The 11485-nt window shown below is 70.9% G+C and carries 6 protein-coding genes; all 6 read right to left on the reverse strand.

All coding sequences use genetic code 11. The features are described 5' to 3' along the window. Nucleotide 1: 1 nt before the first annotated feature. The 6 genes from G8760_RS18160 to G8760_RS18185 all read right to left on the reverse strand — a co-directional run bounded on the left by G8760_RS18160 (nt 2) and on the right by G8760_RS18185 (nt 11395). Nucleotides 2–3424: a fibronectin type III domain-containing protein gene (locus G8760_RS18160; protein WP_166353782.1), complete on the reverse strand. Its 3423-nt coding sequence runs from the start codon at nt 3422–3424 to the stop codon at nt 2–4. Nucleotides 3425–3460: 36 nt separating this feature from the next. Beyond that, a complete protein-coding gene (locus tag G8760_RS18165; protein WP_207782479.1) occupies nt 3461–7900 on the reverse strand; it encodes a type VII secretion EssC family protein in 4440 nt (1479 codons plus the stop codon). A gap of 100 nt (nt 7901–8000) precedes the next feature. After that, on the reverse strand, nt 8001–8264 hold the full coding sequence (locus tag G8760_RS18170) for a WXG100 family type VII secretion target (protein WP_207782480.1): 264 nt from the start codon (nt 8262–8264) through the stop codon (nt 8001–8003). A gap of 91 nt (nt 8265–8355) precedes the next feature. Continuing rightward, nucleotides 8356–8889: a hypothetical protein gene (locus G8760_RS18175; RefSeq protein ID WP_166353784.1), complete on the reverse strand. Its 534-nt coding sequence runs from the start codon at nt 8887–8889 to the stop codon at nt 8356–8358. A 2-nt stretch (nt 8890–8891) separates the two neighbouring features. Beyond that, the gene (locus G8760_RS18180; protein ID WP_166353786.1) at nt 8892–10556 is read right to left on the reverse strand and encodes a hypothetical protein; all 1665 of its coding nucleotides are present in this window, start codon (nt 10554–10556) and stop codon (nt 8892–8894) included. Nucleotides 10557–11119: 563 nt separating this feature from the next. Then, nucleotides 11120–11395 (reverse strand): WXG100 family type VII secretion target, encoded by a 276-nt coding sequence (locus G8760_RS18185; protein WP_166353788.1) that lies wholly within the window; start codon nt 11393–11395, stop codon nt 11120–11122. Nucleotides 11396–11485 lie beyond the last annotated feature (90 nt).

Raw genomic sequence — 11485 nt, forward strand, 5'->3', positions numbered from 1 at the left:
GTCATCTCTGTTTCTCCATCGTTGTGGTCTTCTCCTCGTCACGGCCGCGCAGCCGCACCGCCCGCAGCGCCCCGGCCAGGCCGAGCCCGACCAGCCCGGCCACGGACTGGGCGGACACCAGGCCGGAGCGGTCGGCTGAATCGCCGGCCGCAAGCCCGGAACCGATGTTCGGCGGCGGCATCGGGCACAACGTGTTGTCCGGGTCTGACGGGAACGGGCCAGGGTAGTAGCAGTCCATCGGCTCCCAGGCACTCACCGTTTGAGCGGCGGAGTCGGCCACGGTGCCTCCGGAGGTGTTGAACGCCCGCACATAGGCGGTGACGTCACCGGCGCTCGTATACGACGCCGAGCCCAGATAGACCGTCGAGGTGGAGCCACAGTCCACAGCCTGGCTGCCACTGACCGTCCCGGACCAGCGCAGCTCACATGTGCCGTTGTGGGCCGCCCAATGCGACGGTGCGGCCAGCGTGACGCTGTACGACGTCGTCCCCCACCTATCGTCTTGGCTGCGCGTGGTCGGCGCGCTCATGGAGCCGACGACGGCGTCACCGTTGGCCGGAGGCGGCGGCGGGGGCGCCGGAACGCTGACGCTGGCACTACCCGCGGGGCCGGTGCCCGCCGTGTTGGTTGCGGTGACGCTGACGTTGACGGTCCCGCCGCTGGTACACAGGGACTGTCCGCCACAGTTGATGGTCAGCGTGGTGCTCGTCCCGCCCGTTGTCGTGCTGGCGCCACCACCGGAGACGGTGTACTGCGTAACCGGGGCGCCGCCATCCGACGACGGCGCGGACCACGACACGTCGAGCCGGACCTGGCTGCTGTCCGGGCGATCCCGGTACGAGCCCGCGACGCTGCGCGGCGCGCTGGGCACCTCCACCTGCGGCGGTGGCTCGATGACGGTGACCTGCGGACTCTGCGACGAGACCACCTGCTCGCCGTTGCGTTCGGCGATGATCTCGAACCTGGCCGTGGTCCCGTACGGAACGTCGACGTCCAGGCGGGTCGAGGTGGGGTCGGGCACGTTCCAGGTGTTGCCGGTGCCGGCCCGGCGGACGATGAGTCGGTCCTGGACCGACGATGGCGCGGACCACTGCACCCGGACCCGCGGCTGGTCGTCGATCTGCGCGGCCTGCACATTGGTGGGCGCTTCGGGTGGATCCGGCGGGGTTTCCATCACCCGCACGTCGGCCGACTGCGTCCCGGCCGTTTCACCGTCGATGACGGCGTCGACCCGGAAGGCCACCACCGAGTCCTCCGCCAGCCCGGTGAACCGGGTGTCGAGCTGGTTGCCGGCCAGCGTCACCGGATCGACGCCGCTCCCCCGGACCTGGACCACCCGGTAGTTGTCCGGCACCACGTCGACGTCACCATGGCGCCAGCTCAGATCCACCGTGCCCGGGGAGTTGCTCTCGGCCACGACGTTGATCGGCGCCACCGGTTCCGGCGGCGGACCCGGTACCTCGAACGGCTGGCTCCAGTCCGAGGCGACACTCTGCTCGTCGGCGCCGATCGACCACACCCGATAACGAATGGTGCGGCCCGGGGTCAGATCCCGCACGACCACACTGGTGGTGTCGCCGGACACCGTCTCCACCGAACCGCTTCCGGCGAGCTCGGGAACCACCCGGAAAGACTCGGGACGCTCCGCCGGTGGATCCCACGTCACGACGTACTGACCACCACTCTCGCCGATCTGCACGTTGGTGGCCGGCTCCGGTTCCGGTTCCGGCTCGCCGTTCTCGTCGCCACCGTCGGTGCCATCCTCGGTTCCGTCGTCGGTGCCATCCTCGGTTCCGTCGTCGGCGCCATCCTCGGCACCCTCCACGGCACCGTCGTCGCTGCCATCGTCGGTTCCGACGTCAGTCCCCACGTCGGTGCCGGTGTCGGCGCCACCGTCGCCGCCGCGATCGCCGCCACCGTCGGTTCCGTCGCCGCCGCCATCACCACCCCAGCCCGACTCCGAACCACGGTCGTCCCGGCCGCCGTCGTTGCCCGACCCGCCGTCGTTGCCCGACCCGCCGTCGTTACCCGACCCGCCGTCGTTGCCGCCGCCACCGCGGCCACGGTCCCGGTTGTTCGAGTCGCCGTTTCCGCCTGAACCGCCGCCGTTGTCCGACGAACGGTGATCGTCGCGGTCGTTCGATCCGGAGCCGTCCCGCTGGGACCGGTCCTGGTTGTTCGGGTTCGACGACGATCCTCCGCTACCGCCGCCCGGTGGCGGCGGCCGGAGCGACTGCGGCACGTCGGGCAGGTTCACCTGGCGGGGCGGGGCGTGGGGGTCGAACACCTCGACCCCGTCGCCGCCGATGTCGATGACCTTGGTGGAGCCGTCGGGTTCGACGACCACCACCTCGGGGCCACCCGCGGTGGAGATGAGCAGCCGCCCGTCGTCCACCACCAGCTGCGGGTCCTCGCCGTCGGGGGTCATGATGTCGGGCGCTGCACGTTGACCGGCCGGATCCAGCACGATCACTTTGCCGTCCCCCGTACAGGGCACGTATACCCGTTCGGAGAACACCGCTGGTGCGCCCGGTTCGGCGCACCCCATCGCGGAGACGTTCACCTCGAGGACGTCTTCGTCGTTGACGAGCACCACCATCGACGTCTCGGGGAACGATCCCGGGGCGAGGTCGGCCGGTGCCTCTCCGGCGACGAACACGGGGCCACCGGCGTCGAACAACACCGTGGCGAACTCGCGGCCAGTGCCCACCTGCGCCACCACCGGGCCTTCCGGCGCGAAGACACTAACCCCTTCGTCGTGTGGCACCAGACGCGTCTGCGAGCCGGTGTTCGGCATCGGCCGGCTCGACTCGACGACGAACCGGTGGACCAGATCGGAGTAGCGCAACTCGACCAGCTGCGTGTCGTGGTCGAGCAGCCACACGTGCCCGTTTTCGTCGGCTACCACGTCCGCGAATGGACCGGCGCCGGTATACGGCTCGCCGAGGTCGCGCAGCGTCAGGGGGTCGACGGCGCTCACCGTGCCGTCCTCGAGGTCGGCGATGAACGTCTGCCCACCGGCGATGAGGACCTTCGTGGCCCCGTCCGCACTGGCAGAACGCTGACCACTCTTGAGCAGGGTGGCGAGGTCGATCGAGATGATGTGGCCGGTGGTGGCGTCGTCGACGATGAGCCACCCGTCGCGTTGGGCGATACCCAGCAACGAGTCTCCGGCGGCTACCTGAAGCCGGGTCTCGGCCCGGCCGGTGGCCGGGTTGACCTGCACCACTTGGCCGGTGGAGTCGTCGGAGAGCCAGGTCAATCCGTCGAACATGTCGACCGCGGTGCGCGCCACGCCGTTGCCGACGGCCGCCCCCACCACGAGTGCGGCGGCCACGCCGGCCACGCCGACCTCGATCGACCCACGTTCCCATGCCCGGCGCATGGATATGCGCTTCCGGGCCGCCGTCCACCAGTTACGCACGATCTCCCCCTGCTGCCTCGGGCAACCGATCAGCGCTCACGCCGCCGCTCCCTTCGTCGCTGCGGTTCCAGCCGCCGAGCCATTGGCCGCCGGAGCAGATATTACGTGGACTACTTGCATCGCGCCCGGTGTGCACAGCAGACCCCGCCCTGGGCCACTCATCGGCTCCAGCGTGTTCATCGGCACGGTCACCGATACCAGAGCACCGTCGGACATCTCCGGCGCCAGCAGAATAGCCCGGCGGAACCGGCGCACGGTGGCAACCAACCCGGGTACGTGGCCCTTGGATCGGGCTTCGTCCGGGTCGGCCGTCACTACCAGCCCGGTGCGGGTGGCCGACGCCGTGCCGGCGAGGGTCGCCAACGCTTCCAACGCCGTTTTCGCCTCGGCTGAGCCGTCCCAGGCCCGCTCCCACTCGTGGGCATCGTCGACGAGCACCAACCGCCAGTCGGCCGGATCGTCCGGGGCCGTGACAGCCGCCGCCCACTCGCCGGCCTTCTCCAGATCGTCGATGGCGACGTCCACCCCTGCCGCTGCGGCCACTCCCGGCCCGAGCAGCACCGTCTCGACCGGTGGCCGGCTGGACCGGGCGGCGAGTTCGGCCAGCCCGGCCAAGATACTCGTCCGGCCGCTGCGGGCCCGCCCGGCCACCAGCAACGGCGCCTCGGTCAGCGGCAGCGTGACCGCGCCGGCGTACTCCGCCTCGACCGCCACACACAGGGCGTCGGCGTCCGGTGCGGGCACCAGCGCCGGCGGCAGCATGGTCGGCATCGCCGGCACCTGGACAGCGGGGCGGCCGGCATAGCTGGGCTCGACGGTGGTCGCCAAGGCCCGCAACCGCTCGAGCTGTATCGGCCCACCGGCCCCGCCAACCGTCGCGATCTGCACCTCGTGGCCGTTGAGCAGCCCCCGCCCGGGAACGGTGTCCGCGTCGAGCACCTTGCTGGGCACGCCGAGCATCTGATAGTCCTCCTCGGCGGTCATCCGCAACACGATCCGCTGACCGAACCCGGCCTGCATGGCGCTGGGCACACCGGATCTGCGCGGCGAGGTCCCGACCACGTGCACCCCGCACCGCCTCCCCTCCTGCAGCACAGCGGTCAGCTTCTCCAGGTGCGACCGCTTCAGCGCCGGGCCGCTCTCCAGCGTCTCCACCAGGGACGGCAGGTTGTCCACGAGGAGGTACACCCGCGGCATCCCGACGCCCTGCTCGGCGAGCGCCGCGATGTCGGGGACCCCGTACGATGCCAGGGTCGCGTTGCGGTCCTCGACCGTTTTGTGCAGCATCCGAATCATCCGCTGGATCCGCTCCATCGCCTGCTCGACGACGATCGATCCGACCGACGGCAGGGTCTCCAGCACACCGAGCGAGCCACCACCGCAGTCGATGCCGTAGACCAGCGGCGGATGGTCCCCCGCGGCGGCCGTCGCGGCGGCGGCGAGGGTACGCAGCAACTCGGTTTTGCCCGACCCAGAAGCGCCATAGACGAGGAGGTGGCCGGACCGGGCGAAGTCCGCGTACAGCGGCCCTTGCTCCTGTTGCGCCGGCCGGTCGACCAGGCCGATCAGCACCTGCCCGTCGGCCGGTCGGAGTTCGTCGGGCGGCTCCGCTGACCCTGGGTCCAAGGTCACCGAGCCGGGCGCCGGGCAACCCAGTACCAACTCAGCCGGCAGCGGCGGCAACCACGGCCGGCGCGGCGCGGCCAGGCCGGAGCGGTCGAATGCGGTGTTCGTCGTCGCCACGAGCCGTTCGAGGTCGGTGTGCGGGTGCACGCGGCTGCCGTCGCCGGCCGCGGCCGCACCGGGCCCGACGGTGACGGCCGTGAACGGAGAGACGTCGACGACGGACGCCCCCTCCCGGGCCGGTTCCCGCGCGCCTACCCAAGCCACCTGCACCAACTCGCGGGTGCCGTGCCCGGTACGCCGCAGCCAGGCCCGGCCGGGGGTGCGGCGGGACAGGTGCCCGGCGTCCGGGGCGTCGATGACGTCGTTGGAGTCGTCGGTCGAGGCGACCCGCAGCGCGATCCGGAGGTCGGTGTTGGCCTTGATCTGTGGGGTGACCACACCGGCCGGTCTCTGGGTCGCCAGCACCATGTGCATGCCGAGCGAGCGGCCCCGCTGGGCGATGTTCACCATTCCGTCGACGAAGTCCGGCACCTCCGCGAGTAGCGCCGCGAACTCGTCGACGACGATCAGCATGCTCGGCGGCGCGGCGTCGGGGTGGTCGCGTTCCAACGCGATCAGGTCCTTGGCGCCGTATTCGGCGAGTTGGTGCTCCCGCGTGGTGAGCTCGGCGTGCAGCGACGTCAGGGCCCGCTGGACCAGCGCCGGCGTGAGGTCGGTGATGTAGCCGACGGTGTGGGGTAGGTCGGCGCACTCGCGGAAGGCCGCGCCCCCCTTGTAGTCGACCAGCAAGAACGAGATCCGCGACGGCGGGTTGTTCAACGCCAGCGAGCAGATCAACGTCTGAAGCAGTTCGCTCTTGCCCGCACCGGTCGTGCCCGCGACCAGGCCGTGCGGCCCGTCGTCGCGCAGGTCGATGGTGACGACGCCGTCGGCGCCCGCACCGAGTTGGGCGCGCAACCCGCGGCTGGACGACCACCGGTGCAGCAGCGCGTCGGCGTCGTCGGCGTCGTGCAGATCGGTTCCCAGATCCGGCAGCCGGACCGCGTCCGGTAGAGCGGTGTCGGCCATGGTCACGGCCGCGTCGTCGCGATAGGCCGTCATCATCCGGGCACAGTTCCACGCCGGCGCCAAGTCGAGTGCGTCGACCGTCGTAACTGCGTCCAGACCGCCCCGATCGCGGCGGGCGATCACCCCCACGGGCTCGGGCCCGCTGGGTGGGGTCAGGTCCGCGCGACCGGGGGCGCCGAGGGACGCGAGTACACCGGTCGACGCCGGGACCCGATCGGGATCGGCGCCCATCCACACCAGGTGTAGCCGGCGTTCGGCCGCCACTTGGGCCACCGCCTCCACCACCCGACGCGGCAGACCCGCGTCTTCGTCGAGCAGGCATACGGTGTGCCCCATCCCGCCTTCGTCGGCGCAGAGCAACTCCAGCAACATCTGCCCGTCGGGCGCACCCATCGCCACCGGTGCCACACCGCCGGTGCGCCGGGCCGTGTGCGGCAACCAGCGCAGCCATGCCTCGACGTGCTGGCGTCCGTTGCCCAGCACCGCCGCCAGCGACACGTCGGCCGGTGAGTGGGTGGCGGCCAGCCGCGTCACCATCGCCCGCACACACGCATCGACCTCGGTCGGTGCACCGGCCACCGCGACCAGGCCGTGCTGGGCCAGCGGCAGCACCACCGGCATGTGCGGCAGCGACGCTCGCTGGGCCAACTCGCCACGCATCAGCGCCTGTGCGTCCCGGTCGACGCTGCCTCCGCTGCCACCACGTGGTGGTTTCGCCGTCACCAGCGCCGGGACCGGACCGCGGCCCACCCGGACCGCCAGGAAGTCCGCGTCGCCGGCCCGCCGAGTCCACAAAGTGCGGTCGCGGGAGACGATGCGGGACCGGACCACGTCCGGGTCGGGTGCGTCGTCCTCGGCGTGCGCCCGCTGAATGGTCGCTTTGCCGTCCAGCTCGTCCAGTCTCTCCTGCAGTTCGGCCCGCCACGCGGCGAGATCCTCCGCGTGTTCTTTCAGCTTCTGGCGCCGCTGCATCTGGTGGTTGAGCAGCATCATCAGCGGGAACCCGAAGGCGAAGACCAAGGAGTAGGCCCGCTGCGTAAACATGAACATGGCGCCGCCCATCATGAGCGGCATCAGCATCATCGCCCACGGGAAAGCCTGTTTGCCGGGTTTGCTCGGCGGCTGCGGGACGTCGAGCTCCTCTTCGCTGATGTCCGCGCCGAATCGAGGCGGACGCAGCACGGCCACGTCGCGGCCGTCGTCGGTGCCCCGGCCCGGCTCCAGGACGATCCGGGTGTCGCCGAGCTCGATCGGCTCACCCCATTCGACGTTCACCGGGCGGGTGACCTCACGCCCACCAACGGTGGTGCCGTGCGCGGAACCCTCATCCATCACTACCGGGCCCGCGGCCAGCATCACCCGGGCGTGCAACCGGCTGACCAGCGGATCGGCCAGCACCACCGTGCAGTCCCGACCGCGTCCAATCGTCAGCGCCGCGCCGTGCACCTCCACCGTCGCGCCGGCGTCGGCACCGGTCAACACCCGCACCACCGCGCGAGGCTGGCGTCGCCGCGCCGGCGTCGTCAGCCAGCCGCTGGGAACCGCGGCGACCTCGACCACGTCGCCATTGCGTAACCCCGCCTCAGCCAGTGGCAACCCCGCGGGCCAGGGGGCGCCGTCGCTGTGCGGTGCGAGGAGAAGCCCGGACGTGGCGTCGCCAAGGTGCCCACCGAGCGCCTGCGCGAGATCGGCCACCCTCGCCCCCGGCTGCGCCGCGATCACGACGTCCACCGGGTGCAAGCCGCTCTCGGCGCTGGGCAGCACCGACAACCGCCACATCATCCGTCCTCCTCTCGCTACCTGTCGGTCGGCAGCGATCGTGGGCGGCCCCGTCTCCGGACCCGCCCACGATCACCGGCCGCGACGCCATTCACGACGTCGGTCAGCTCGACGCGCGGCGCTGGTCCTCGGCCTGGACCCGCAGGATGTTGGCGTTGGCGTTGAGCGCCTCGACCACCCGGCCCAACGCCGGGACGAACTCCCCCGTCCACTGAGCCTCGAACGTGTTGCGGTCGTTGCCGAGCCACTCCGTGGCGGCCAGCTGCTGGGTCAGCCGCTGGGTGATCTCCGTGATGCTCTGCGCATCGACGTCCATCACCGCAGCGAGTTGATCGGCCTGCTCGACGTTCATCCCCAGAAGAGCCATGATCGTCCTTCCTTTCCGCACGTGGTGTGCTGTACCTGCCTTGCCTGTCTCCCCCGGCCCGATGGCCAGGTGAGCGTCACACGTCGGTCGGCTATGCCGACTCGACGCGGAACGATTCGTGAATGGCGCGCAGCGCCTGCCCGACCTCGGCTCCGGAGCCGTCGGCCCAGCTGGACACCACCGTCATCGCGTGGGTCACCCCTCCGGAGTGCCGGGTGGGCAACACCCAGACGGTCGCCACCTGGATCACGTCGACCCCGTCGACCGTGCGGCACAACCGCTGGCTGGCCGCACCGGTGGCCTCGATCTCGGCCGGCGCCCCGACGGCTACCTCGCCCGCCTGCGCCGCGACCATCGCGGCCAGCAGCGCCTTCGGGTCGGCGCCTCCGGGCACCAGATCGGCGGTCACGGTGACGTTCGGGGTGAACGCCCCGGGGCTGCCCGCGTCGGCCTCGGGCCGGACGACGGCGAGAGCACGAGGCGCGGCGTGTGCCACATACCCGTCGGGTACGTCGATCCGGAACGGCGGCGCCGCCGGTAGCACATGGCTGGGGTAGTGGACCGTCGTCGCCTGAGCTGTCTGGTCCACCGGATCAGCCAGTTGTGCACCAGTGGTGTCGGTCATCGTCATCGTGCTCCTTCATGAGTCGCTGCGCCCGGCCACACCAGGCCTGCCGTCTCCGCCGCCCGGGCCGCCGCCCCGTCGACGTCCGCCCCAGCCGACGCGGCCGACCACCAACGGGCCACGGCGCCCGCGCCATCGGCACCGGCTGTTCCGCCGGCGGCGTCCGCTCCGGCCACCGCGCTGTCCACCGCTACCCGGCCGTAAGGCGTCTCGTAGCTGATGCCGTGCTCGCCGTCGGATGCCGGCTGCCATCCGGTGTCCATGCCCGCGTCGAGTACGGACGTCACCCCGGTTCCGGCCGGTGCGACCGGATCGAGACCAGCGTTCAGCGGCCCGGCCGCCCCGTACACCGCCCGGTCGGCATCCGCGCCGGGAGCCCAACTCGTCTCGGGCACCGCACTGGCTCGGGTCGCCGCGTCGAGCGAACCCGCGCCGAGCCAGTTCACCGGTCCGGCCGCGGCCCCGGTCCGGGCCCTCGCCGAGGCCGGTGTTTCCTCGCCGTCGTCGTCTTCGTCGTCTCCGTTGCGGGCCCGGGCGTGGGCTAGAGCCGCCGCACCAAGCCCGGCCAGCCCCAGCGGCGCGGCGAGCAATCCGGCGTTCGGACCACCGCCCGACCCTTCCGGCACGGTCCCGAGCCCCGACTCGCTGGACGTACCGTCCATCCCGCCACCGCCACCCACGATGGGGGTCGCGCTGACTGTCGGCTGGCCACCGCCACGGCCGGTCTGCCCAGCAGCGTCTCCAGCACGAGCCGATGTGTCCCCGCCGCCGTCGGCGGAATCCAAGCCACCACCACCGAAGGAACCCGCACCGCCAAGCCCGCCGTCGGAACCGCCCGAGCCGGCCCGGCCCGCTGCTGATCCACCGAGGGCGCCACCCAGCGCGCCGAGAACGCCACCTGTGCCGCCGGCCGACCCAACGCTGCCGTCGGGCACGAACGGTGGGGTCGCCACGGACCCGCTGGGGCCACCTACCGCACCAACACCACCACCGGACCCGAAGCCGCCACCACTGGCCGGCGCGATCGGGGTGCCCGGTCCGGTACCACCCCCGGCCCCGCCGCCACCGCCGCTGACGCCACCGTGCGCCGGCGCGTTCACCTGCGGACCAGTGGGTGTGTTGACCCCGCCGCCCGATCCGCTCGCTCCGGTCGAGCCCGACGACGGCCCGCTAGGACCAGGCACATGCTGGAATCCACCACCTCCGGTGGAGCCCCCCTGATCCGGCCGGGGGTTGATCGGGCCAGGCAATACCGGCTTCTGGATCTGCACTCCGGTCCCGCCGTCGTAGACCTCGAATGCCCGGGTGTTCTGCGGCGTCCTCAGCATCGGCGGGTTCACCGGGCCACACGGCGGCAGCGCGGGTGTCTGGTACATCGGCGGGATGACCACCTGCGGCGCGTCCGCACTCACCTCCTTCTGCTGGCTGGAGGCGAACTTGATAACCGCCGCGAACCGTTGGAGGGCCTGCATCGTGGTCTGCACCCACGGGATCACGACCCCCTCGAGGTATGCCGCGAATGCCGCGGCCCAGCCGGTCCACGACATCGCCCGCAGAGCCCGGACCGTCAGCCGAAGCACCACAAGGACGGTCCGAGCGAAATCGATGGCCTGATCGAGCTTCTGCGCGATCCGGTCAAGGCCCTCGACATCGGCTCCCTTGAACATCCTTGCCTCCTCATCGCGTTGGAAGTCGGCGAGCTGGGAGCGACCCTTCCTGGCGTCACATCCGCTTGCCGACATCGAAGTTAGGCGGCTGACGGGCCCGCGGCCAGCGCGGCGGGGGTGGAAACTTCCACCTTGTCGACCAGCGGAAACTTCCGCTCTGGGCAGGTACGACAACGACGGGGCGGGAACGGATCGGTGGACCTGGCGATGCGGGGGTCGACGCGGGGTATTCACGCGGCCGACCGCAACTCTGCACAACAGGTTCGTATCCCCTCGCGAACACGTGTTTCCACCCGGATCCACACCAGTCGAACCGGCCTATTGTGCTGACGGTTTTCTCGCCGTGTCGTGTTTCCCAGACAATCCCGGACATCAGACCGGTGCCGTCGAAGGCACGGGACCATGGCGCCGCGTGCGGCTACAAGGAGCCTTGCCGCACGCCGAGCTTCACCACAAGGAAGCTCACTGTCGCCATAGCAACAACAAGGAGGCTTACTGCGCGAGGGTGGTAGCCGTAAGGAGGCTTACTGCACGAGGGTGGTGGTTTCGTGCGGAGCGACACACTAGCGGCTGGCTTCTTCCTGCATCTGGGCGCGCTGGCTCAGCTCGACGGCGTTCTCCCGGATGGTCTCCGTCGCACGATCGAGCTCCGGGCGCAGCGAACCGTTCCAGTCGGACATGAACCGCTTGGCGTCGTCGCCTTCCCAGAACACGCTGTCGAGCATCGAACCAAGCATCGACACCATGGAGCCGAGGTTGTCGGCCGTGCTGTCCATCTGCTGGCTCGCCGCCCGGGTCTGCTCCGGGTCGATTCCCATGAAGTTCGCCTTGTCGACCATCTGCTTGTCTCCTGTCGTCGCATCGTGTCGTCATCGAACGCTACGGCGATCGATTCCTCTTGTGCACGTAGTGACCGGCGGAAACTTCCT

It is taken from the genome of Phytoactinopolyspora limicola (genome assembly GCF_011320225.1).
Taxonomy (GTDB): domain Bacteria; phylum Actinomycetota; class Actinomycetes; order Jiangellales; family Jiangellaceae; genus Phytoactinopolyspora; species Phytoactinopolyspora limicola.

Bases quoted from the DNA above. Each gene is read 5' to 3' on its own strand.
- G8760_RS18165 (WP_207782479.1), bottom strand. From the start codon at position 7,900: ATGATGTGGCGGTTGTCGGTGCTGCCCAGCGCCGAGAGCGGCTTGCAC.
- G8760_RS18170 (WP_207782480.1), bottom strand. From the start codon at position 8,264: ATGGCTCTTCTGGGGATGAACGTCGAGCAGGCCGATCAACTCGCTGCG.
- G8760_RS18175 (WP_166353784.1), bottom strand. From the start codon at position 8,889: ATGACCGACACCACTGGTGCACAACTGGCTGATCCGGTGGACCAGACA.
- G8760_RS18180 (WP_166353786.1), bottom strand. From the start codon at position 10,556: ATGTTCAAGGGAGCCGATGTCGAGGGCCTTGACCGGATCGCGCAGAAG.
- G8760_RS18185 (WP_166353788.1), bottom strand. From the start codon at position 11,395: ATGGTCGACAAGGCGAACTTCATGGGAATCGACCCGGAGCAGACCCGG.